The organism is Agromyces larvae, from assembly GCF_022811705.1.
Lineage (GTDB): Bacteria > Actinomycetota > Actinomycetes > Actinomycetales > Microbacteriaceae > Agromyces > Agromyces larvae.
The window spans coordinates 3,627,277-3,649,615 of record NZ_CP094528.1 but is presented as its reverse complement, the minus strand read 5'-3'; the positions used below and the strand labels follow the sequence as shown (position 1 = coordinate 3,649,615).

Here is a 22,339-nt window from a genome sequence, read left to right as displayed (position 1 = left end):
CTCGAGGCACCCAGGAGCAGACAGATGACGGTCCAGGAGGACACGGCGCGACCGGATGCCCCGGCGCCCGATCCGGGCGCGCGCCCACGCGAGTCGCACGCCCGCGCATGGCGCGGCCCCGGGTGGGGCTTCCTCGTGAAGCTCGCGATCATGGCCGTGATCAACGCGCTCGGCGTGATGACGGTGCTCGCCGCGTACCGCGCCGAGTCCTGGATCGTGCTCGGCATCGCGGCCGCGCTCGTCGTCATCGCCGACGTCGTCTACTTCACCAAGCGCGCGCTGCCGCTGAAGTACCTGCTGCCCGGGCTGGTCTTCCTCTTCGTGTTCCAGGTGTTCGTGTTCGGCTACACCGCGTACATCGCGTTCACCAACTACGGCACCGGGCACGCCGGCTCGATGGAGCAGGCCGTCGACGCGGCCCTCATCCAGGGTGAGCGGCGCGTCGACGACTCGCCGACGTACCCGCTGTCGGTCGTCGAGCGCCTGGGCGAGTTCGGCTTCGCGATCGTCGACGACGACGGCGACGTGCGGGTCGGCACCGCGACCGAACCGCTCGCCGAGGTCGACGGCGCACAGCTCGGCAGCTCGGGCGCCCCGACCGACGTGCCCGGCTGGCAGGTCGTGCCGCGCGCCGAACTGCTCAGCGACCCCGCCCTGCAGGAGCAGGCGATCTCGCTGCGGGTGCCGGTGTCGGACGACCCGAACGACGGCTCGGTGCGCACCCGCGACGGCACGACCGGAGCGATCTACCTGTCGACGCTCGTGTGGGACCCCGACGCGCAGACCATCACCGACACCGCGACGGGCACGGTGTACGCCGCCACCGACCGCGGTTCGTTCGTCGCCGACGACGGCACCCGGCTGCCGGCCGGCTGGTACGTGAACGTCGGCTTCGACAATTTCGTGAAGCTCTTCACCGACGCCGACCTGGTGCAGCCGCTGCTGATGGTGAGCCTCTGGACGTTCGCGTTCGCCGCGGTGTCGGTCGGCGCGAGCTTCGGCCTCGGCCTGCTGTTCGCGCTGATCTACAACGACCCGCGGGTGCGAGCGCGGCGGGTGCTGCGAACGCTGTTCATCCTGCCGTACGCGTTCCCGGCGTTCATGTCGGCACTGCTGTTCCGGGGCATGTTCAACAGCGAGTTCGGCGTCGTGAACGACCTGTTCTTCTTCGGCGCCGACATCAACTGGCTCGGCGACCCGTGGCTGGCCCGGTTCGCGGTGCTGTGGGTGAACATCTGGCTCACCTACCCCTACTGGTTCCTGGTGTGCACCGGAGCGCTCCAGGCGGTGCCCGGCGACACCCTCGAGGCCGCCGAGATCGACGGCGCCGGCCGGTGGCGCAGGTTCCGGGCGATCATCCTGCCGCTGCTGCTCGTGTCGACCGGGCCGTTGGCGATCGCCTCGTTCGCGTTCAACTTCAACAACTTCACGATCATCTACATGTTCAACAACGGCGGCCCCGCGATCCCGGGTGCGCCGTACGCGCTCGGCGCGACCGACATCCTGATCTCGGCGATCTACGACATCTCCGGGGTCTCGGGCGGCGCCGCCGACTACGGCCTCGCGAGCGCCCTCGCGATCATCGTCTTCGTCGTGATCGGCGCCATCTCGGCACTCGCCTTCCGACAGACCCGCAAGCTCGAGGAGTACCAGTGATGTCCACCATCGGATCGTCCCCGCGCACCGCCTCGACGCCCACGCCGGCGCCCTCGCGGGGCGCGGATGCCTCGAATCGCACGCCGGCCCGGCGCCGCCGCTGGTGGGCGGAGGTCGGGTGGAAGTACCCCGTCGCCGCGGTCATCGTCTTCTACGCCGTGTTCCCGCTGCTGTACGTGGCATCCGCCTCGCTCAACCCCCGCGGCACCCTGTCGACCTCGAGCGCGCTGTTCAGCGCGTTCGACCTGTCGAACTACGCGGCCCTCGCGGAGACCCGCTACTGGACCTGGGTGGGCAACACGCTCATCGTGGGCAGCGTCGCGGCGGTCGGCGCCGTGCTGATGGGCGCCGCCGGGGCGTACGCGTTCTCGCGGTTCCGGTTCTCGGGTCGGCGGGCGAGCCTCACGGGGCTGCTCATCATCCAGATGTTCCCGCAGGCGCTCGCGTTCGTCGCGATCTTCCTGATGCTGCTCACGCTCGGCGAGGTCGTGCCGGCGCTCGGGCTGAACTCGAAGATCGCGCTCATCTGCGTGTACCTGGCCGGCGCCCTCGGGGCGAACACGTTCCTCATGTACGGGTTCTTCAACACGGTGCCGGTCGAGATCGACGAATCGGCGAAGATCGACGGTGCCACGCACGCGCAGATCTTCTGGAGGCTGATCATGCCGCTGGTCACGCCGATCCTCGCGGTGGTGGGGCTGCTCGCGTTCCTCACCGCGTTCGGCGACTACATCCTCGCGAAGATCGTGCTCGTCTCGGAGGACAACTGGACGCTCGCGGTCGGCATGTACCAGTGGGTGTCGAACCAGCTCGCGAGCCGCTGGGGGCTGTTCGCCGCCGGTGCGGTGATCGCGGCGGTACCGGTGCTCGTGCTGTTCCTCGCGCTGCAGCGGTACATCGTGGGCGGGCTCACCGCCGGGTCGGTCAAGGGATAGGTCGGAGAGGACACCATGCAGACGACGAGGTCTGGACGGAGGGGCGCGCTCGCGGCCCTCATCGCGGCGGGGCTGGCGGGCGCCGGCTTGGCGGCACCGGCGGCGAGCGCCGCCGAACCCGACGACGGGCCGGTCGAAGCCGGGATCGTCGTACAGAAGGTGGACGGGCTGCGCGACGACTTCGTCAACGGCGTGGATGTCTCGTCGGTGCTGTCGCTCGAGGAGTCGGGGGTGGTGTTCCGCGACGACTCGGGCGCGCCGGCCGACCTCTTCGAGGTGCTCGCCGACCACGGCATCACCGACGTGCGCGTCCGGGTCTGGAACGACCCGTTCGACGCCGACGGCAACGGCTACGGCGGCGGCAACGTCGACGCCGATCGGGCGATCGAGATCGGCGAGCGGGCGACCGCCGCGGGACTCGGCGTGCTCGTCGACTTCCACTACTCCGACTTCTGGGCCGACCCGGCGAAGCAGCAGTCGCCGAAGGCGTGGCGCGATCTGGCGATCGACGAGCGCGCCGACGCCGTGCACGACTTCACCGCCGACACGCTCGCGCGCATGGTCGCCGCGGGCGTCGACGTCGAACTGGTGCAGGTCGGCAACGAGACGAACAACGGGGTCGCGGGCGTCAGCGGATGGCCCGAGATGGCGCGCATCTTCAGCGCCGGGTCGGCGGCGGTGCGCGAGACCGTGCCCGACGCGCTCGTCGCGGTGCACTTCACCAACCCCGAGACATCCGGCCGGTACGCGGGCTATGCCGCGAACCTCGACCGGTACGGGGTCGACTACGACGTGTTCGCGTCGTCGTACTACCCGTACTGGCACGGCACGCTCGGCAACCTCACCTCGGTGCTGCGGCAGGTCGCGGACACGTACGGCAAGCAGGTGATGGTCGCCGAGACCTCGTGGGCGACCACGCTCGACGACGCCGACGGCCACGGCAACGTCATCGACCTGCCGAGCGAGGCGACGCAGTACCCGGTCAGCGTGCAGGGGCAGGCGACCGCGGTGCGCGACGTCATCCAGGCGGTCACCGACGTGGGCGACGCCGGTCTCGGCGTCTTCTACTGGGAGCCCGCCTGGCTGCCGGTCGGTCCGCCCTCGGCGCTCGAGCAGAACAAGCTGCTCTGGGAGGCGCACGGCTCGGGCTGGGCGTCGAGCTACGCCGGCGAGTACGACCCCGACGACGCCGGGCTCTGGTTCGGCGGTTCGGCGTGGGACAACCAGGCGATGTTCGCCGCCGACGGCACGCCGCTCGAGTCGCTGCGGGTGTTCGAGTACGCGCGCACCGGGGCGGTCGCGCCCCGCGAGGTCGTCTCGGTCGAGGCGGTCTCGATCACGGTCTCCGACGGCGACCCGGTCGTGCTGCCGGCGAGCGTCGCCGTGACCTACAACGACGGTTCGGTCGAGCAGGAGCCGGTCGCCTGGTCCGATGCGGCCGACTGGATCGACGGCGTCGGCACCTACCAGGTGCCCGGCCGCACCGCGGCCGGCCGCGACGTCTCGGCGACGGTTGCGGTGCAGCCCGTCAATCACCTCGCGAACCCCGGTTTCGAAGACGCGGATGCCTCGATGTGGCAACTCTCGGGCACGGGCGCGACGCTGCGCGCGACGGATGACCCGCGCACGGGCGAGCGGTCGACGCACTTCTACTCGGACTCGGCGTTCGCGTTCACGCTGCACCAGCAGGTGACCGGGCTCGCGCCGGGACTCTACGAGGCATCCGCGTCGCTGCAGGGCGACGGCGAGGGCGACACCGGCACCGTCTCGATCACGCTGTCGACCGAGCCCGGCGGCAAGGCGGCCGCCGCGCCGTTCGCGCTGGACGGCTGGCGGAACTGGTCGACGCCGACGACCGGCGCCGTCGCGGTCGCCTCGGGCGACACCGTGACGGTCGCCATCACCGCGACCCTGCCGGCCGGCGCGTGGGGCACGATCGACGACGTCGTGCTCGCCCCGGTCGCCGAAGCCGGGGCCGACACCGCGGCGCTGCGCGCCGCCGTCGCCCGCGCCGACGCGATCGACCGCAGCGTCTACACCGAGGCATCCGTCGCGGTGCTGGACGAGGCGCGCGCGATCGCCGCCGTCGTCCTGGCCGCGTCCGCTCCGACCGCCGAGCGCGTCGCCAGCGCGACCGCCCGGCTCACCGACGCGATCGCGGCGCTCGAGCTCGCCGGCGAGGCTCCGCCGCCGACCGTCGCCCCGGCGACGCTGACGGTGCCGGACGGCGACCCGGTGCGACTGCCCGCGACCGTGCGCGTGACCGCCTACGACGGCACCGCGACCGACGAGGCCGTCGCGTGGACGGGCGAAGCGCCCGCGATCTCGGGGCCGGGCGAGTACGAGCTGACCGGCACGACCGCGTCGGGGCTGGCCGCGCTCGCGCGCATCACGGTCGTCGAACGCGATGTGGTGCGCAACGGCGGCTTCGAAGACGCGGACACGTCGATGTGGCAGGTCACCGGCACCGGGGCGTCGATCGGCGCGAGCGCCGACGCCGCGGCCGGCTCGCGTGCGGTCTCGTTCTGGGCCGCGGAGCCGTATGCGTTCTCGGTGTCGCAGCGCCTCACGGGCCTGCTGCCCGGTCAGTACGTGCTGTCGGCGGTGACCCAGGGCGGCGACGCCGGCGAGGGCGCGCAGCTCGCGCTCGACGCATCCGGATCGACCGCGACGGTGTCCGCGCCGCTCGAACTGGCGGGCTGGCAGACCTTCCGCACGGCCTCCACCGCACCGGTCGCGGTCGGCGCCGACGGCGTGCTCACCGTCGCCGCGCGCTTCTCGCTCGGCGCGGGCGCGTGGGGCACGCTCGACCAGGTGCGGGTCGTGCGGGTCGCCGGCCCCGCCGACACCTCGACGCGCCCGCCCGCCCTCGGTGTGCTGAGCCACGACAACGGCTGGGACACCGGCCTCCTCGACGGCGATTACACCGTGTCGATGCACCTCTGGTGGGGCGAGAACGCGACCGCGTTCCGGCTCTTCGAGGGCGGGTCGCTCATCGCGATCGTGCCGCTCGCGTACGGCGGTGTCGCGGCGCAGTCGGTCTCGGTGCCGATCACGGGCAAGCCGAACGGCGCGTACACGTACACGGGCGAGCTCGTGAATGCCTCGGGCACGACGGCGCTCGCTCCGCTGAACGTCACGGTCACGCAGGCGACCCCCGGCGTGCCCGTGCTGAGCCACGACGACTGGGACGGCGACGGCGCGTTCACCCTCACCGCGAACCTCTGGTGGGGCACGAACGCGACCTCGTACCGGTTCTTCGAGAACGGGGTGGAGATCGCCGCGGGCACGCTCGTCGCGGCCACGCCGAACGCGCAGCGCGCGACGTTCGCGGTGCCCGACCGGCCGAGCGGGCTGTACTCCTACCGGGTCGAGTTCGAGAACGCGGCGGGGGTGACGCAGAGCGCGGTGCTGCCGCTCGTGGTGCTGCGGTAGGCCGGCTCCTCGACCGGCGTGGGCCGGGTGGCGGGGTCGAGCCGTAGGCTCGCAGCATGACCGAGTCGAGCCCGCAGCCCACCGAGCGCGCCAGGCGTGCGGTCGCCGAGCCGCGCGCCAGCGTCGAGGTGACCGGCGAGCACTCGCAGTTCCGTCTCGACCTGGAGCGCATCCGGTTCTCGCCCTACTTCTCGCGCCTGTCGGCGGTGACGCAGGTCATCGCGCAGCCCGGCGCGGGTCCGCTCATCCACAACCGGCTCACCCATTCGATCAAGGTCACCGCGGTCGCGCGCGCGATCGCGGTCGGCTTCGCGGATGCCTCGTCGCCGGCGCATGCCCTCGCGGTCGAGCACGGCTGCGACGCGGTCGTGGTGCAGGCCGCGGCGAGCGCGCACGACCTCGGGCATCCGCCGTTCGGGCACCTCGGCGAGCGGGTGCTCGACCGGCTCGCGCGCGAGACGCTGGGCCTGGCCGACGGGTTCGAGGGCAACGCGCAGACGTACCGCATCCTCGCGACGCTCGACGTCACCGAGAACGCCCCGCACGGGCTCAACCTGACCGCCGCGGTGCGGGCGGCGACCGCGAAGTACCCGTGGACCAGGTTCGTCGACGCCCGCTCGCTGCCGGCGGGGCCGCTGCCGCGCGGCATGCGTCGCGTCGGCGGCGGCGTCGAGATCGCGAAGTTCTCGGCGTACGACCTCGACGCCGTCGACCTCGAGGCCGCCCGCCGCGGGCTGCCGCCGCTCACCCAGTCGCTCGAGTGCTCGGTGATGGACATCGCCGACGACATCGCGTACTCCATCCACGACGTCGACGACTTCTATCGGGCGGGCCTGCTCAGCCAGGGTGCGGTCGCGCGCGAGTTCCGCGGGTTCATCGAGGATGCCGCGGGCCTGCGTGCGCTCGACGAGGCCGCCTTGGGTGCCCGCAGCGCCCCGCCCGGCGCCGCACTGGAGGCGCTGCGCCGCAAGCTCCACCGCAGCGACGCCTGGGTCGCGTCCGACGATGCGTTCGCCGACGCGGTCGACGTGGTCGCCGACGACCTCGTCGACGGGCTGCTCGCGTCGCCGTTCGACGGGTCGATCGCCGCCGAGCGCGCCCTGTCGTCGTTCACGAACCGGTGGATCGCGCATCTGCAGACCTCGGTGGTGCCGGCCCCCGAGGGCGTCGTGCGCTCGGGACTCGTGACCCTCGATCGCGGCGCATGGCACGAGGTCGAGATCCTGAAGTTCGTGCACCGGCACTTCATCCTCGACCGCGCCGACATCGCGATGTACCAGCGCGGACTCAGCCGGGTGCTCACCCGGGCGGTGAAGGGTCTCACCGCCTGGATCACCGACGACGTCGACCGGCACCGGGTGCCGCACCGGCTGCGCGAACTCGTCGACCTCGCCACCGAAGGGTACGCGCGCCTGCGGGCGACGCGGCCCGACGGGCTGCCCGTGCCCGAGGCATCCGAAGTGCATCGCCTGGGCATCGGGCGCGGCGTCATCGACTACGTCGCCTCGCTGTCGGACGACCAGGCCCTCGCCGTGTCGGAGGCCATCGACGGCCGCCCCGACCGGCTCTGGGACATCGGGCAGAACCTCTAGGCTCGCGGCGGCCCTGGGCGCGGAGGGGAACCGACCCGGGACGGTTGAGTCTGCGGGCGGGCGGGTGTTGGCTGGGCGCATGGCAGGGCTCGAGCACGGCACGCGCTTCGCGATCGACGCGGTCACGGCGCGCCGCCTCGTGCGCGACGACCCCGGCATCGGGGCACGGCAGCGACTCGTCGGGCCATCCATGCTGCGCAGCGACGTGCTGTCGATGCTGTATCGCGAGGCGCTCGATGGGCAGTTGGACGAGGCGACGGCGCGCATCGCGCTCGAGCGCGTCGCGACGCTCAAGATCCGTCTGCTGGGCGACCGGGTCTCTCGCGCGACCGCATGGAGGATCGCCCGACAGCTCGATCACCGCGACATCCGATCGGCCGAGTACCTCGCCGTCGCCACGTTGCAGGCCGATGTGCTCGTCGCCGGCGACGAACAGATCGCGGCCGCAGCCTCGGGGATCATCCCGCTCGGCACGTACGAGGACCTCGTCGGCTGAGACGACCTCAGCGGGCGAGCAGGGCGCGAACGGATGCCTCGGGGTCGGGCGACTGCAGCACGCTGAGGCCCATCCGCAGCATGACCACCTGCGGGATCGTGACGTCGGAGCCCCAGATCATGCGCGCCGCGATGCCCGCCCGCTCCCAGAGCAGCACGTACTCCAGGGTGAGCCGGGTGAGCGTCGCGCCGGGCTCGCCGCCCGGGGTGCGGAACATGCCGAGGCGCACGCCGCACAGCGCGCCGAGGTCGTCGGGCAGCAGGTCGCTGCGCCGCGCGGGGAACGACCCGGCCGCGAGCGGTGCGAACACCTGCCGGAACAGCACCGTGGCGACCGTGACCGGATCGGCGTTCCAGACCCCCTCGACCCCGGCGAAGATCGGCTGCGGAGCATCCATGACCGCACGCTACCGCCGATGCGCGAACCCGCGCGAGATCGCGTCACCGCGCTGTCACGCGGCATCCGACCGTTCTAGGCTGTGAGGGTGACCGAAAAGCCCCGCCTGTCCGCCCGAATCGCCGCCATCGCCGAGTCCGCGACCCTGAAGGTCGATGCCAAGGCGAAGGCCCTCCAGGCCGAGGGTCGGCCGGTCATCTCGTACGCGGCGGGCGAGCCCGACTTCGCGACGCCCGAGCACATCGTCGAAGCCGCACTCGCCGCGGTGCACGACCCGAAGAACTACCGGTACACGCCGGCCGCGGGCCTGCCCGAGCTTCGCGAGGCGATCGCGGCGAAGACCGCGCGCGACTCGGGGCTCGAGGCATCCGCATCGCAGGTGATCGTGACCAACGGCGGCAAGCAGGCCGTCTACCAGGCGTTCCAGGTGCTGCTCGACGACGGCGACGAGGTGCTCGTGCCGACCCCCTACTGGACGACGTACCCCGAGGCGATCAAGCTCGCGGGCGGCGTGCAGGTCGACGTGTTCGCCGGCGCCGACCAGGGCTACCTCGTCACCGTCGAGCAGCTCGAGGCCGCGCGCACCGAGCGCACGAAGGTGCTGCTGTTCGTCTCGCCGTCGAACCCGACCGGTGCGGTCTACCCGCCCGAGCAGGTGCAGGCGATCGGCGAGTGGGCGCTCGAGCACGGCATCTGGGTGATCTCCGACGAGATCTACCAGAACCTCACGTACGGTCCGATCGAGGGCGACGCGGATGCCCCCGCTCCGCGAGCCCTGTCGATCGTCGAGGCGGTGCCGGCGCTCGCCGAGCAGACCATCCTCGTGAACGGGGTCGCGAAGACCTACGCGATGACGGGTTGGCGGCTCGGCTGGATGGTCGGCCCCGCCGATGTCATCAAGGGCGCCGCGAACCTGCAATCCCACCTCACCTCGAACGTGTCGAACATCTCGCAGCGCGCCGCGATCGCCGCGCTCACCGGCCCGCAGGAGCCGGTCGAGCAGATGCGCCGCGCGTTCGACCGCCGCCGCCGCACCATCGTCGCCGAGCTCTCGAAGATCGACGGCCTCACGGTGCCGGTGCCCGAGGGCGCGTTCTACGTGTACCCCGACGTGACCGGGCTGCTCGGGCGGTCGTGGGGCGGCGTCACGCCGACGACCTCGCTCGAGCTCGCCGACCTCATCCTCGAGCAGGCCGAGGTCGCCGCGGTGCCGGGTGAGGCGTTCGGGCCGAGCGGGTACCTGCGGTTCAGCTACGCGCTCGGCGACGACGCGCTGCTGGAGGGCGTGCAGCGGTTGCAGAAGCTCTTCGGGTGAGCCCCGACGCGGCGCACCCAGCTCCGCTCGCGGTGATCGCCGCGAACGACAACGCCCGATGGTGCGCCGCCGTCGCCCGTGCGCACGGCATCGCCGCGGCGTCCACCCCGTGGGGCTGGCGGGCGCGCGCAGCGATGCCCGACGGGTACCCCGAGGCCGTGACGCTCGGGCCCGGCGCCGCGGCGGCCGAGGTCGCAGCAGCCGTGCCGCCGGGGCCCGCGAGCGTGAAGGACTCCTTCGCCGATCTCGACCTGCGCGACGCCGGATTCGAGGTGCTGCTCGAGGGCGGGTGGATCGCGCTCGAGAGCGGGGGCGGGGGCGGCGGCGAGCTGTCCGGGGCATCCGGGGCATCCGGGGCATCCGGGGCATCCCTCGCCGGTGCCGGAGCGCCGCCGCTCGAGCCCGTGCGCACCGCCCGCGCGCTCGCCGACTGGGCGCGCGCGTCGGGAGCGGTGGCGGCGGGTCATCCGGCCCTCCTGGATGATCCCGCGGTCGTGGTGCTCGCCGCCTCCGACGAGTCGGGCACCGTCGTCGCCGGAGGCATCCTCTCCCTCGGCGACGACGCCGTCGGCGTCTCGAACGTGTTCGGCCGGCCGGGCACCTACGCGGCGATCGCGGCGGCCGCCGCCGTGCGCGCCGAGGGCCGAGCGGTGGTCGGGTGGGAATCCGCCGACCTGCTCGCGACGGCCGCTGCGGCCGGATTCGTCGTCGTCGGCCCGATGCGGGTCTGGATCCGTTGACCGCGAGCCGTCTGCTCGACGCGGCGGCTCTGTTCGCCCGGGCCGTGAGGCGGTAGCGTCGTCACCGGGCTCGCGCCGCTGCGGCCGGGCACGGATCACTCTCGGGGGGAGAGACGATGAAGGCACTCGTGTACCACGGTCCCGGCCAGAAGGCGTGGGAGGAGGTGCCAGACCCGACCATCCAGCATCCTCGTGACGCGATCGTGCGGGTCGAGACCACCACCATCTGCGGCACCGACCTGCACATCCTGAAGGGCGACGTGCCCGCGGTGACGCCCGGGCGCATCCTCGGGCACGAGGCGGTCGGCGTGGTCGAAGAGCTCGGCTCGGGCATCGACAACCTGCAGGTCGGCGACCGGGTGCTCGTGCCCGCGATCACGACGTGCGCGCTCTGCGAACCGTGCCGCAACGGGCTCCCCTCGCACTGCGAGACGGTCGGCGGCATCGGCTGGATCTTCGGCCACCTCATCGACGGCACCCAGGCCGAGAAGGTGCGCGTGCCGTTCGCCGACACGTCGACCCACAAGCTCGCCGAGGGCGTCACCGACGAAGACGTGATCTTCCTCGCCGACATCCTGCCGACCGGGTTCGAGATCGGCGTGCTCTACGGCAACGTGCAGGTCGGCGACACGGTGGTCGTCGTCGGGGCCGGCCCCGTCGGGCTGGCGGCGATCGCGACCGCGGCCCTCAAGGGAGCGGCGCGGATCATCGCGGTCGACCTCGCCGACTCGCGGCTGCAGGCCGCGACCGAGTTCGGCGCGGACGTCACGATCAACAGCGGCAGCGAGGACGTGGTCGCCAAGGTGCGCGAGCTCACGGGCGGCAGACTCGCGGATGTCGCGATCGAGGCCGTGGGCATCCCGGCCACGTTCACGCTCGCGTCGCAGGTCGTACGGCCCGGCGGCACGGTCGCGAACGTCGGCGTGCACGGCGCCCCGGTCGAGTTCCCGATCAACGACCTGTGGATCTCGAACATCAACTTCACCACCGGCCTGGTGAACGGCAATACGGTGCCGGCACTGCTGAAGCTCATCCAGTCGGGTCGGCTCGACGTGAAGAAGTTCGCGACCCACCACTTCACGTTCGACCAGGTGCTCGACGCCTACGACACCTTCGCGAACGCGGGCGAGACGAACGCGTTGAAGGTCGTCATCGCGCGCTGAGTGCTCGCGCTGAATGCTCGCGCTGAGTGCTCGCGCTGAGTGCTCGCGCTGAGTGCTCGCGCCGAGTGCTCGCGCGCAGCGCGAAGCATCCGATCGCCGTGCGCTCGTCGCATCCGACTGCACGCACACGACCGGGCCGGTGGGATCCCCTGATCCCCACCGGCCCGCGTGCGCCTGAGCCGCCCCCCGGCTCAGGGCTTCCCCCTGGTCAGTGCTTGAAGGCGTCCTTGACGTCCTCGACGGCGTTCTTCAGGTCGGACTTCGCTTGGTCGACCTTGCCCTCCGCCTCGAGGCGCTCGTCGTCGGTCACCTTGCCCCAGGCCTCCTTGGCCTTGCCCTTGAGGTCATCGCCGGTGGCTTCGGCGCGTTCTTCGGCACCCATGTCGAACTCCTTCCCGGGCGGGATCACCGCCACGACCCTCAGTCAACGCGACGGGCGGGGCAGGCGATAGGGGTTGCATCCGGGGCTCCACACGGCTACGCGGCAGCGTGGCTTCGCGGTGTGCGAGCGTGGCTTCGCGGTGTGTGCAGGACGCCGCGTGCTGAGGCGTGCCGGCGTGCCCTACCGGGCGCGGGGTGCGGGGTGCTGCAGAAGGTGCGACTGCGCTTCGGCGACGATCTCGTCGGCGATCGCGTCGAGCAGCGGCGAGCGCAGGTTCCACTGCTGCCAGTGGTGCGGCACGTCGATCGGCGGGCCGCCGAGCAGCACGAGCTCGCCGCGGTCGAGCTCGGCCTGCGACTGCGACGCCGGAAGCAGCCCCCACCCGAGTCCGAGCTTGACCGCCGTCGCGAAGTCGTTCGACGCGGGCACGTAGTGCCGGGGCGGCGCCGCCGGGTCGGCCCCCACCTGCTCGAGGTAGTCGCTCTGCAGGTCGTCGCGCCGGTCGAAGTAGACCACGGGCGCGGTGGCGAACGCCTCGGGCGCGGGGCCGTCGGGCAGCCGGCGCGCGACGTACTCGGGCGTGGCCACGGCCCGATACCGCAGCACGCCGAGCGGGCGCACGACGCATCCGGCCACCGGTTCGGCCTGCGACGTGACCGCCGCCATCACCGTGCCCGACTCGAGCAGGCCGGCGGTGAAGGCCTGGTCGTCGCGGTGCAGATCGAAGACGATCGGATGCTCCGCGGCGAGCCGCGCGAGCGGCGGCAGGATCCACGTGGCGAGGGAGTCGGCGTTGACCGCGAGGGGGATGCGGACGCGGCGGCCGGCGTCCGACGCGTCGAGGTCGAGGGCGGCGAGCGCGTCGTGCTCGAGCAGCGCGAGCTGGCGGGCGAGCCGCACGACCGCGGCACCCGCCTCGGTCGGCTGGACGGGGCGCGACCGCACGACGAGCACGCGGCCGAGCCGCGTCTCGAGGGCCTTCAGCCGTTGCGACACCGCCGACGGGGTGATCGCGAGTTCGCGCGCGGCGGCGTCGAAGGTGCCGGCGTCGATCACCGTGGCGAGCGTCCGAGCGAGATCGAGCGGGATGTCCATGAAGCGATGCTAATGGAACTCCAGAAACCTGAACTGGACTGCACTCCGGCTCGGATCTACCGTCGAAGACGTGCCCGCCTCCCTCCCGCTGTCCTCGCTGTTCGCCGGCCTCGGCCTCGGCCTGTCGCTCATCGTCGCGATCGGCGCCCAGAACGTGTTCGTGCTGCGGCAGGGCATCCGGCGCGAGCACGTGTTCGCCGTCGCGGCGATCTGTGCGCTCAGCGACCTCGTGCTCATCGTGGTCGGCGTCTCGGGCATCGGCGCGGTGCTCACGGCGGTGCCGTGGCTCGTCGACGCGATCCGGTGGGCCGGTGCCGCCTTCCTCGTCGGGTACGGGGTGCTCGCGGCGCGACGCGCCTGGCATCCGAGCGGCGAGGGGCTCGTGGCATCCGACCGGGCTGAGGCATCCGAGGCACCCGAGACCTCCGCACCGAGCCTCCCTGTCGCAATTCAGGAAGAACTCAGCGGCGCACGGCGTGTCGCGCGCGACACGCCGACCGCGACCGCCGAAGTTCCTGAATCGCGAAACGGCGCGCCCGGGCTGCTCGGGGTCGCGCTGACCTGCCTCGCGCTGACGTGGCTGAATCCACACGTGTATCTCGACACCGTGTTCCTGCTCGGGTCGGTGGCGAACACGCACGGCGACCCGGGCCGGTGGGCGTTCGCGGTCGGCGCGGGGGCGGCCAGCATCCTGTGGTTCTTCGGGCTCGCCTACGGCGCCCGGTGGCTCGGGCGCTGGCTCGCGACCCCGCGAGCGTGGCGCGTCCTCGACGCGGTGATCGCGGTCGTCATGATCGCGCTGGGCGTCTCGCTGGTCGTTCCGCACTGAGCCGGCGTGCTAGCGTGGCCGTCATCGTGAGTACTGACACCTGTCGCTGCTGTCGCCGCTAGGCGGTCGTCTCCCCGACGACCCCAGGGCGCGAATCCTCCGCGCCGCCGCCCGCAGCCCCGTGCTCACGCCGCATCCGACGCGTCCGCGTCGGCTTCGTGGCATCCGGCCATCGATCGCTTCAGATCGCACGGTGGGATGCTCCGCAGCCGACGTCCCGGATGCCGGGGCCGCATCGTCGGCGCACCATCCGGCATCCATGAAAGGACCATCCCATGACCGGCATCCCCGTGCTCGACCTCTCGCTGCTGAACGGCACCCCCGAGCAGCGGGCCCAGTTCCGCGTCGACCTTCGCCGCGCCACCCACGAGGTCGGCTTCTTCTCGCTCATCGGGCACGGTGTTCCCGCGAGCGTGATCGAGCGGGCGTACGACGTCGCGCGGGCCTTCTTCGCCCTGCCCGAGTCGCAGAAGCTCGCGATCGAGAACGTGAAGAGCCCGCACTTCCGCGGCTACACGCGCATGGGCGGCGAACGCACGCTCGGGCGCGTCGACATCCGCGAGCAGATCGACATCGGCGCCGAGCGGCCGGCCGTGCCGCTCGATCCCGACACCCCCGACTACTGGATCCTCCAGGGCCCGAACCTGTGGCCCGAGTCGCTGCCCGAACTGCGCGAGGTCGCAGCCGACTGGATCGCCCGGCTCGACGCCGTCGCGTCCCGGCTGCTCACCGCCTGGGCCGAGGCGCTCGGCGCACCCGCCGACACCTTCGACCACGCGTTCGAGCGCCCCTCGCCGTACCTGAAGATCGTGCGCTACCCCGGCGTCGACGCCGAACAGCCCGCGCAGGGCGTCGGCGCGCACAAGGACCTCGGCGTGCTCACGCTGCTGTCGGTCGAGGACGGCAAGGCGGGCCTCCAGGTCGAGAAGGACGGCGAGTGGATCGACGTCGTCGCACCTCCCGGGGCGTTCATCGTCAACATCGGGGAGCTGCTCGAGATCGCGACCGACGGATACCTCAAGGCCACGCTGCACCGAGTCGTCTCGCCGGCGCCGGGCACCGAGCGGATCTCGATCCCGTACTTCCACGGCCCCGCGCTCGACGCGCGCGTGCCCTCGATCGAGCTGCCCGCGGCCTTCGCCGCAGAGGCTCCGGGCGCGACGGATGACCCGACGAACCCGCTGCACGCGGTGTTCGGCGAGAACTGGCTGAAGAGCCGACTGCGCGCGCACCCGAACGTCGTCGAGGCGCAGCATCCGCAGCTGCTCGTCGGCGCCTGAGCCGCTCGCCGCGGCTCGACGGCTGAGGGTTCGCCGGCGGTTCACGGCTCGCCTCGGTGAACGCAATTCAGGAACCCGCACGGCGTGTCGCGCTCGCAGTCGGCGTGTCGCGGCCGCGACACACCTCCGAACCTGAATTGCGTTCCAAAGTCGCGGGCGGTGTCGAATCGGGGTTTCCCCGTTCGTCGTACCTGCGTAGCGTGACCGAGAGAGAGGATCCCCCAATGGAATACGCACTGTTCTACGCCGGTGGTGCCGACCCGCAGCCGTACGACCCCGCCGAGGACGACATCGCCGACTGGGTCGCCGACCTCGAGGCCCGCGGGGTCGTCGAGTACGGAGTGCGGCTTCGGCCCGAGCAGGATGCCACGACGGTGCGCGTGCGCCGCGGCGAGCTGCTCGTGACCGACGGACCCTTCACCGAGTCGAAGGAATCCGTCGGCGGGTTCGACATCATCGATGTGGCCGACCTCGACGAAGCGATCGAGATCGCGTCGCGGCATCCGGCGGCGAAGTTCGGGCAGGTCGAGGTGCGGCCGTTCGTGCAGTGGCCCGACGCCGTCCCGGGTCAGCGCATCGTTCCGGCCGGCCTCGAGGAGCGGCCGGTCCGCGGCCAGCGGTACTTCCTCGCAGTGTTCTCCGATCCGGCGGCGCGCGAGGAGGCCACGGACGTGACCGGCGACGCCGGCGACGACGACTACCCCGAGGCGTGGGTGCAGGAGATGCGGGCGCGCGGCGCGCGGCTGTTCGGCGAGGTGCTCCGCCCGCCCGCCGACACCACCGGGGTGCGCCGTCGCGACGGGCGCGTCATCGTCACCGACGGGCCGTTCAGCGAGGCGAAGGAGTGGATCGCCGGCTTCGACCTGCTCGAGGCGCGCGACCTGGCCGACGCGGTCGAGATCGCGGCGAAGCATCCGATGGCCCGCGGCGGCACGCTCGAGCTGCGCCCGCTCTGGGACTTCGACGTGAACGCCGACCACGTCGCGCGCACCGCCGACGAGGAGGCCGACCGCGACCGGCGGCTCGAACCGAGCGCCGATGAGGTGCTCGCGACGCTCGCCGGCGCGACGCGCTGAGCCTGGACAGGGCAGGGCAGGGCAGGGCATCGATGATCGGGAACGCATTCGACGATCGGGAGGAGCCTCCGGGCGCATCGCGTTCCGCATCGTCGAATGTGTTCCCGACCGGCGGCCGCCAAGCCGCGGCCCCGGAGGTCGACGCGGCCCTGCGCACCGCGTTCGAGGGCGAGTGGGCGCGGGTCGTCGCGACGCTGATCCGGGTGACCGGCGACTGGGATGTCGCGGAGGAGGCGGCTGCCGGCGCGTTCGAACGGGCGGCCGCCGCCTGGCCTCGCGACGGCGTGCCGCGCACCCCGGGCGCGTGGCTGACCACCACCGCTCGGAACCTCGCGCTCGACCGGTTGCGTCGACGCGGCGTCGAGGTCGAGAAGGTGAAGGAGTGGATGGTGGAGCGGGAGTTCGACGGCGGGATGGGCGGGCCGCCCGACCCGGCGGACGTCGTCGCCGACGGCGACGCGCCCGATTGGGACGACCGGCTGCGGCTGGTCTTCACGTGCGCCCATCCCGCGCTGCCGATGGAGGCGCGCGTCGCGCTCACCCTGCGCACCGTCGGCGGGCTCGAGACGCCCGAGATCGCGCGGGCGTTCCTGGTGCCCGAGGCGACGATGGCGCAGCGACTCGTGCGGGCGAAGCGCAAGATCCGCAACGCGGGCATCCCCTACCGGGTGCCGCCGCCCGACGCACTGCCCGAACGGCTCGGCGGGGTGCTCGCCGTGCTCTACCTCATCGCGAACGAGGGGTACCTCGCGTCGTCGGGCGACCGGCTGCAGCGGGTGGACCTCGCGGCCGAGGCGATCCGGTTGACGCGGTTGGTGGTCGGGCTGATGCCGGACGCCCCCGAGGCCGGGGCCCTGCTCGCGCTGCTGCTGTTGCAGCACTCGCGTTCGGCGACGCGCACGGATGTTTCGGGCGAGCTCGTCCCCCTCGACGAACAGGATCGATCCGGGTGGGATGCCGCGGAGATCGCCGAGGGACTGCGGCTGCTCGGGACATCCGATTCGACCGTCGCATCCGATCCCGGGCCCTACCGGCTGCAGGCCGAGATCCAGGCGGCGCACGCGCGGGCTGCGACCCCCGAGTCGACCGACTGGGCGGCGATCGCGGCCCGGTACGACGTGCTCGCGTCGCTCGGGGATTCGCCCGTCGTCGAGCTCAATCGGGCGATCGCGCACGGCTTCGCGGAAGGGCCGCATGCGGCGCTGAGCGCGCTCGCGGCGCTCGAGGCATCCGGTTCGCTGGATGGTTACCATCTGCTGCCGGCCGCGCAGGCCGACTTCCTGCGACGGGCGGGCGAGGCGGATGCCGCGGCCGCCCGCTACCGCGAGGCCATCGCGCTGGCCCGCACCGCGCCCGAGCGCCGCTACCTCGAGCGCCGCCTCGCCGACCTGCGCTGACCTGGGCTGCCCGCCCCGCCGTGCGCACCCCCGATGTACGCAACCCCGATGTACGCAACCCCGATGTACGCAATTCAGGATGCGCCTCGGCGTGTCGCCCGCGCGCTCGGCGTGTCGCCGCCCCGACACACCTCCCGACCTGAATTGCGTTCCGGTGCCGGTTCCGGTTCCGGTTGCGGTTGCGGTTTGGGGTGGGGGTGGTGGGGTCAGCCGGTCGGGGGATGGCGGAACCAGCCGGATGGCGGCTGCCGCGGCGTCGGGGCGGATGCCACGCTGGAGCCATGACCGAGAACGAACCCGCCATCCGCGTGCGCGGACTGCGCAAGACCTACGGGGCCCTCGCCGCCGTGGACGGCATCGACCTCGACGTGCACCGCGGCGAGACGTTCGCGCTGCTCGGGCCGAACGGCGCCGGCAAGTCGACCACGATCGAGATCCTCGAGGGGTACCGCACCCGCACCTCGGGCGAGGTCGCGGTGCTCGGAGTCGACCCGGCGCGCGGCGATCTCGACTGGAAGGCGCGGCTCGGCATCGTGCTGCAGTCCACCGCCGAGGCGGCGCAGATGACGGTGCGCGAGCAGCTCGCGCATTTCGCGCACTTCTACCCCGACCCGCGCTCCGTCGACGAGGTCATCGAGGCCGTCGGGCTGACCGCGAAGGCGAAGACGCGCATCGGCAAGCTCTCGGGCGGGCAGCGTCGCCGGGTGGATGTCGCGCTCGGCATCATCGGCCGCCCCGAACTCGTGTTCCTCGACGAACCGACGACCGGATTCGACCCCGAGGCGCGGCGCGAGTTCTGGCAGCTGATCGAGCGGCTGAAGCGCGAGGGCACCACGATCCTGCTCACCACGCACTACCTCGACGAGGCGGCGCGGCTCGGCGATCGAGCCGGCGTCATCCTCGGCGGGCGGCTCGTCGCGCTCGGAGCGATCGACGAACTCGGCGGGCCGCAGGCCCGGGTGCCGATCGTACGGTGGCGCGGTCGCGACGGGCTCGTGCGCGAGCAGCGCACCGGCCGGCCGGCCGAGCTGGTGGCGTCCATCGTCGCCGAGACCGGCGGCGAGCCCGCCGAGCTCGAGGTGATCCGCCCGAGCCTCGAAGACGTCTACCTCGAGCTGGTCGGTGCGGCCGCAGCCGCCGACGGCGAGGCATCCGGCCCGCCCGCGGCATCCGCCACCGAGGCATCCGCGCCATCCGGCGCCACCGAGGCATCCGCGCCATCCGACGCCACCGAGGCATCCGACATCGAAGGAGTCCGCGCATGACCGCCGCGACCGCATCCGCCGACCCGCGCCGCGCCGGCCGCGCCGGCCGCGCCGCACCCGCCCGGCCGGGCATCGTCGCGCTCGGCGTGACCCGCGTCGGCTACGAGGTCAAGGGGTACTTCCGCTCGCCCGACGCGGTGTTCTTCACCTTCCTGTTCCCGCTCGTGATGCTCGGCATCTTCACCGCCGCGTTCAGCGAGGCCGGCGAGATCGTGCCGGCACCGGGCGCCGAGGGCATCACGATCGGCGCGTACTATCTGCCGGGCATGCTCGCCGCGGGCGTGCTGCTGTCGGGCGTGCAGAACCTCGCGGTCGACATCGCGACCGAGAAGGGCGACGGCACGCTGAAGCGCTTGGGCGGCACGCCGCTGTCGCCGGTGTCGTACTTCCTCGGCAAGATCGGCCAGGTGTTCGTCACCGGCGTGCTGCAGGCCGCGTTGCTGCTGGTCGCCGCGGCGACCGTGTTCGGCATCGCGCTGCCGACCGACGCCGAGTCGTGGATGACGTTCGCGTGGGTGTTCGTGCTCGGTCTGACCGCGTCGGCGCTGCTCGGCATCGCGCTGTCGGCGCTGCCGCGCACGGGCAAGAGCGCGACCGCCGTCGTGATCCCGATCGTGCTGGTGCTGCAGTTCATCTCGGGCGTGTACCTGCAGTTCAACATGCTGCCCGAGTGGATGCAGAACATCGCGAGCGCGTTCCCGCTCAAGTGGATGGCGCAGGGCATGCGGGCGGCGTTCCTGCCCGACGACTTCGCGGTGCTCGAGCAGCACGGCACGTGGGATCTGGGCTGGGTCGCGATCTGGCTGGCGGTGTGGCTGGTCGTCGGGCTGGTGATCAGCCGGGTGACGTTCCGGTGGATCCGTCGCGACGCGTGATCGTCGGCTTCCCAGCGGTCGGATGCCGCGGGGCCGGGCGCTCCGGGGTCGGATGCTCCGGGTCGGATGCCGCGGGGATCGGATGCCGCGGGGCCGCGTGAGACGATGACGACATGCTGAATCGGCGATGGTGGGACGCTGCGGCAGTCGCCGTCGCGCTCGTCGTCACGGTGATCAACGCGCTCGACACGCCGTACGGCCCGCACACGTGGGGCACGTGGGCGGTCGCGGCGGCGTTCCTGCTCTCGTACGCGGTCTACCTGCGCGGACGCATCGGCTCGACCTCGTCCGGGCACCACATCGCGGTCACGCTCGTGCTGAGCGCGCTGATCTTCGCCGGCACGGCGATCGAGCCGTCGTTCGCCGTGCTGCAGGCGATCGCGTACCCGTTCGTGTGGATCACCGCACCGTCGACCCGGCGTGCGGTTGAGGCGAGCGTCGCCCTGTCGTGCGCCGTCGCCCTCGGGTACCCGGTGCATTCGGGGGTCGACGGCATCCTGCCCGGCATCGGCATCGCCGTGCTGTCGCTCGCGTTCAGCATCGCGCTGGGCCTCTGGATCTCGCACATCGCCGAGGTCGGTGAAGAGCACGCCCGTCTGCTCGAGGAGTTCCAGGCCGCTCAGGGCGAGCTCGCGGCACTGCACCGCGACGCCGGCGTCACGCAGGAACGCGCGCGCCTCGCCCGCGAGATCCACGACACGATCGCGCAGAGCCTCACCGGTTTGGTCATGGTCGCGCAGCGCACCGGGAACCGGCTCGGCGGCGTCCCCGGCGAATCCGCCGAGCTCGCCCGCCGCGACGTCGCGCTCATCGAGGAGATGGCGCGCGACGCGCTCACCGAGGCGCGCGGCCTGGTCGCCTCGCTCGCCCCCGTCGAGGTCGACACCACCCTCGCGGACGCGCTCGGGCGACTCGCGTCGGGCTTCGAGCGCGAGACCGGCGTGCACGTCACGGTGCGAGCGGATGCTCCGGGGCTCGGGCGGGAGCTCGAGGTCGTGCTGCTGCGGGCCGCGCAGGAGGGACTCGCGAACGTGCGCAAGCACGCCGGCGCCGCGAACGCGTGGATCGAGCTCAGGGCCGCACCGGATGCCGCGCGCCTCAGCGTGCGCGACGACGGCGTCGGCCCGGGCCCCTCGGAGGGGCACGCGCTCGGCGAACTCGGGTTCGGGCTCGCCGGGCTGCGCGACCGGGTCGGGCTCGCCGGCGGACGCATCGCGTTCGGTGCGGCGCCCGGCGGCGGGGCGCTGCTGTCGGTCGAGGTGCCGCGGGGCGGGAAGGGTTCGGACGGCCCGGCGGGCGGGACAGGAGCGACCGGCGCGACGAGCACGACCGGTGCGGCCGACGCGACGGGCGCGACCGGGGCGGCCAACGCGACCGGCCCGACAGGTGCCGACGCCGCGGAGCGTGCGGAGCGCCCGACCGGCTCCCAGCCGTCTCCGGTCGCGAACGCACCGACGGATGCCTCGGCGCCGCAGCCGTCCCCGTCGGCCACGCCGGCCCGTGACGCAGCGGCCTGCGCCCGGCCCGAGACATCCGGGACGCCCACGACCGCGCTCGATCGCGACCCCGCGGAACGCGACCGGCCCGAGGCATCCGCCCCCGTTCGCGGCGAGGCGACCGCATGACCGGGCCGATCCGCATCGTCGTGGCCGACGACCACCCGATCGTGCGCGCCGGCATCGTCGGGCTGCTCGAGTCCGCGGGCGACCTCGAGGTGGTCGGCGAGGCCTCCGACGGCGAGGAGGCGGTCGCGCTCGCCGAATCGACCCGGCCCGATCTGGTGCTGATGGATCTGCGGATGCCCCGGCTCGACGGCGCCGAGGCGACCGCGCGGATCCGGGCATCCGCGGGCGACGCCCCGCGGGTGCTGGTGCTGACGACCTACGACACCGACGAGCACATCGTCGCCGCGATCGAGGCCGGCGCGAGCGGATACCTGCTGAAGGCGGCGCCGCAGGACGAGATCCTCGCGGGCATCCGCGCGGTCGTCGCGGGCGAGACGGTGCTGGCGCCGTCGGTCGCGGCGCAACTCGTGCGGCGGGTGCGCGCCGAGGCGGCGGCCGGGGCGGGCTCGTCGGCTCCCCCGCCGCCCGCGCTGTCGCCGCGCGAGCTCGAGGTGCTGCGGCTCGTCGCCGCGGGCGCGTCGAACCCCGAGATCGCCCGAACACTGTTCCTCGGCGAGGCGACCGTGAAGACGCATCTCGCGCACGCGTTCGAGAAGCTCGGCGTGAGCGACCGCACCCGCGCCGTGACCCGAGCGATGGAGCTCGGCCTGCTCTGACCTGCACGTGCGGCACGCTGCACGGCGCCCGGCACGGCGCCCGGTACAGGTACCGTGTTCAGTCCGAGGCACCGCACGGCTGACCTCGGACTGAAGACGGTACCTGCAATGAGTGGGCGAGCGGCGGGCGG

The 22,339-nt window shown here is 72.7% G+C and carries 19 protein-coding genes; 16 read left to right on the top strand and 3 right to left on the bottom strand.

What is annotated here, in order from left to right:
• The first annotated feature begins 24 nt into the window (after positions 1-24).
• The 5 genes from MTO99_RS17375 to MTO99_RS17355 all read left to right on the top strand — a co-directional run bounded on the left by MTO99_RS17375 (position 25) and on the right by MTO99_RS17355 (position 8,114).
• Positions 25-1,656 carry an ABC transporter permease subunit gene (locus MTO99_RS17375; RefSeq protein ID WP_243555303.1) on the top strand — a complete coding sequence of 544 codons (1,632 nt, stop codon included), beginning with the start codon at positions 25-27 and terminating at the stop codon, positions 1,654-1,656.
• Positions 1,656-2,591 carry a sugar ABC transporter permease gene (locus MTO99_RS17370; protein ID WP_243555298.1) on the top strand — a complete coding sequence of 312 codons (936 nt, stop codon included), beginning with the start codon at positions 1,656-1,658 and terminating at the stop codon, positions 2,589-2,591. The genes MTO99_RS17375 and MTO99_RS17370 overlap by 1 nt, the downstream gene beginning before the upstream one ends.
• A gap of 15 nt (positions 2,592-2,606) precedes the next feature.
• Complete coding sequence (locus MTO99_RS17365) at positions 2,607-6,026, top strand: glycosyl hydrolase 53 family protein (RefSeq protein WP_243555296.1); 3,420 nt, start codon at positions 2,607-2,609, stop codon at positions 6,024-6,026.
• A 56-nt stretch (positions 6,027-6,082) separates the two neighbouring features.
• The gene (dgt, locus tag MTO99_RS17360) at positions 6,083-7,618 is read left to right on the top strand and encodes a dGTP triphosphohydrolase (RefSeq protein ID WP_243555294.1); all 1,536 of its coding nucleotides are present in this window, start codon (positions 6,083-6,085) and stop codon (positions 7,616-7,618) included.
• Between the two features lie 79 nt (positions 7,619-7,697).
• The gene (locus MTO99_RS17355) at positions 7,698-8,114 is read left to right on the top strand and encodes a type II toxin-antitoxin system VapC family toxin (RefSeq protein ID WP_243555292.1); all 417 of its coding nucleotides are present in this window, start codon (positions 7,698-7,700) and stop codon (positions 8,112-8,114) included.
• 7 nt (positions 8,115-8,121) lie between these two features.
• On the opposite strand, the gene MTO99_RS17350 is transcribed toward MTO99_RS17355, so the two are convergent.
• On the bottom strand, positions 8,122-8,511 hold the full coding sequence (locus MTO99_RS17350) for a hypothetical protein (RefSeq protein WP_243555289.1): 390 nt from the start codon (positions 8,509-8,511) through the stop codon (positions 8,122-8,124).
• Between the two features lie 87 nt (positions 8,512-8,598).
• On the opposite strand from MTO99_RS17350, the gene MTO99_RS17345 reads away from it, so the two are divergent.
• From MTO99_RS17345 to MTO99_RS17335, 3 genes are all read left to right on the top strand, one after another.
• Positions 8,599-9,825 (top strand): pyridoxal phosphate-dependent aminotransferase, encoded by a 1,227-nt coding sequence (locus MTO99_RS17345; protein ID WP_243555286.1) that lies wholly within the window; start codon positions 8,599-8,601, stop codon positions 9,823-9,825.
• Positions 9,822-10,565, top strand: coding sequence for a hypothetical protein (locus MTO99_RS17340; protein ID WP_243555283.1), 744 nt, complete (start codon positions 9,822-9,824; stop codon positions 10,563-10,565). Before MTO99_RS17345 ends, MTO99_RS17340 begins: the two co-directional genes overlap by 4 nt.
• Positions 10,566-10,681: 116 nt before the next feature.
• Positions 10,682-11,728 carry a zinc-binding dehydrogenase gene (locus tag MTO99_RS17335; RefSeq protein WP_243555280.1) on the top strand — a complete coding sequence of 349 codons (1,047 nt, stop codon included), beginning with the start codon at positions 10,682-10,684 and terminating at the stop codon, positions 11,726-11,728.
• A gap of 208 nt (positions 11,729-11,936) precedes the next feature.
• On the opposite strand, the gene MTO99_RS17330 is transcribed toward MTO99_RS17335, so the two are convergent.
• Both MTO99_RS17330 and MTO99_RS17325 read right to left on the bottom strand, forming a co-directional pair.
• Positions 11,937-12,143, bottom strand: a complete 207-nt coding sequence (locus MTO99_RS17330; RefSeq protein ID WP_354002495.1) for a CsbD family protein — start codon at positions 12,141-12,143, stop codon at positions 11,937-11,939.
• A 147-nt stretch (positions 12,144-12,290) separates the two neighbouring features.
• A complete protein-coding gene (locus MTO99_RS17325; protein WP_243555277.1) occupies positions 12,291-13,205 on the bottom strand; it encodes a LysR family transcriptional regulator ArgP in 915 nt (304 codons plus the stop codon).
• A 70-nt stretch (positions 13,206-13,275) separates the two neighbouring features.
• Between MTO99_RS17325 and MTO99_RS17320 the strand changes: the two genes are divergently transcribed.
• The 8 genes from MTO99_RS17320 to MTO99_RS17280 all read left to right on the top strand — a co-directional run bounded on the left by MTO99_RS17320 (position 13,276) and on the right by MTO99_RS17280 (position 22,208).
• Entirely contained in the window at positions 13,276-14,034 is a 759-nt protein-coding gene (locus MTO99_RS17320) for a LysE/ArgO family amino acid transporter (protein WP_243555274.1), read from the top strand.
• 275 nt (positions 14,035-14,309) lie between these two features.
• Positions 14,310-15,314: an isopenicillin N synthase family dioxygenase gene (locus MTO99_RS17315; RefSeq protein WP_243555272.1), complete on the top strand. Its 1,005-nt coding sequence runs from the start codon at positions 14,310-14,312 to the stop codon at positions 15,312-15,314.
• Between the two features lie 224 nt (positions 15,315-15,538).
• Positions 15,539-16,390 carry a YciI family protein gene (locus tag MTO99_RS19220; RefSeq protein ID WP_354002494.1) on the top strand — a complete coding sequence of 284 codons (852 nt, stop codon included), beginning with the start codon at positions 15,539-15,541 and terminating at the stop codon, positions 16,388-16,390.
• Between the two features lie 98 nt (positions 16,391-16,488).
• The gene (locus tag MTO99_RS17300) at positions 16,489-17,787 is read left to right on the top strand and encodes an RNA polymerase sigma factor (RefSeq protein ID WP_243555270.1); all 1,299 of its coding nucleotides are present in this window, start codon (positions 16,489-16,491) and stop codon (positions 17,785-17,787) included.
• Between the two features lie 281 nt (positions 17,788-18,068).
• Positions 18,069-19,052, top strand: coding sequence for an ABC transporter ATP-binding protein (locus MTO99_RS17295; RefSeq protein ID WP_243555266.1), 984 nt, complete (start codon positions 18,069-18,071; stop codon positions 19,050-19,052).
• Positions 19,049-19,927: an ABC transporter permease gene (locus MTO99_RS17290; RefSeq protein WP_243555263.1), complete on the top strand. Its 879-nt coding sequence runs from the start codon at positions 19,049-19,051 to the stop codon at positions 19,925-19,927. Before MTO99_RS17295 ends, MTO99_RS17290 begins: the two co-directional genes overlap by 4 nt.
• A gap of 113 nt (positions 19,928-20,040) precedes the next feature.
• Positions 20,041-21,552 (top strand): sensor histidine kinase, encoded by a 1,512-nt coding sequence (locus MTO99_RS17285; protein ID WP_243555261.1) that lies wholly within the window; start codon positions 20,041-20,043, stop codon positions 21,550-21,552.
• Positions 21,549-22,208 carry a response regulator gene (locus tag MTO99_RS17280; protein WP_149160070.1) on the top strand — a complete coding sequence of 220 codons (660 nt, stop codon included), beginning with the start codon at positions 21,549-21,551 and terminating at the stop codon, positions 22,206-22,208. Before MTO99_RS17285 ends, MTO99_RS17280 begins: the two co-directional genes overlap by 4 nt.
• Positions 22,209-22,339: the final 131 nt, after the last annotated feature.

Coding starts and splice junctions, on each gene's coding strand:
- MTO99_RS17295 (WP_243555266.1), top strand. CDS start 18,069: ATGACCGAGAACGAACCCGCCATCCGCGTGCGCGGACTGCGCAAGACC.
- MTO99_RS17315 (WP_243555272.1), top strand. CDS start 14,310: ATGACCGGCATCCCCGTGCTCGACCTCTCGCTGCTGAACGGCACCCCC.
- MTO99_RS17285 (WP_243555261.1), top strand. CDS start 20,041: ATGCTGAATCGGCGATGGTGGGACGCTGCGGCAGTCGCCGTCGCGCTC.
- MTO99_RS17280 (WP_149160070.1), top strand. CDS start 21,549: ATGACCGGGCCGATCCGCATCGTCGTGGCCGACGACCACCCGATCGTG.
- MTO99_RS17355 (WP_243555292.1), top strand. CDS start 7,698: ATGGCAGGGCTCGAGCACGGCACGCGCTTCGCGATCGACGCGGTCACG.
- MTO99_RS17335 (WP_243555280.1), top strand. CDS start 10,682: ATGAAGGCACTCGTGTACCACGGTCCCGGCCAGAAGGCGTGGGAGGAG.
- dgt (WP_243555294.1), top strand. CDS start 6,083: ATGACCGAGTCGAGCCCGCAGCCCACCGAGCGCGCCAGGCGTGCGGTC.
- MTO99_RS19220 (WP_354002494.1), top strand. CDS start 15,539: ATGGAATACGCACTGTTCTACGCCGGTGGTGCCGACCCGCAGCCGTAC.
- MTO99_RS17375 (WP_243555303.1), top strand. CDS start 25: ATGACGGTCCAGGAGGACACGGCGCGACCGGATGCCCCGGCGCCCGAT.
- MTO99_RS17350 (WP_243555289.1), bottom strand. CDS start 8,511: ATGGATGCTCCGCAGCCGATCTTCGCCGGGGTCGAGGGGGTCTGGAAC.
- MTO99_RS17370 (WP_243555298.1), top strand. CDS start 1,656: ATGTCCACCATCGGATCGTCCCCGCGCACCGCCTCGACGCCCACGCCG.
- MTO99_RS17290 (WP_243555263.1), top strand. CDS start 19,049: ATGACCGCCGCGACCGCATCCGCCGACCCGCGCCGCGCCGGCCGCGCC.
- MTO99_RS17365 (WP_243555296.1), top strand. CDS start 2,607: ATGCAGACGACGAGGTCTGGACGGAGGGGCGCGCTCGCGGCCCTCATC.
- MTO99_RS17325 (WP_243555277.1), bottom strand. CDS start 13,205: ATGGACATCCCGCTCGATCTCGCTCGGACGCTCGCCACGGTGATCGAC.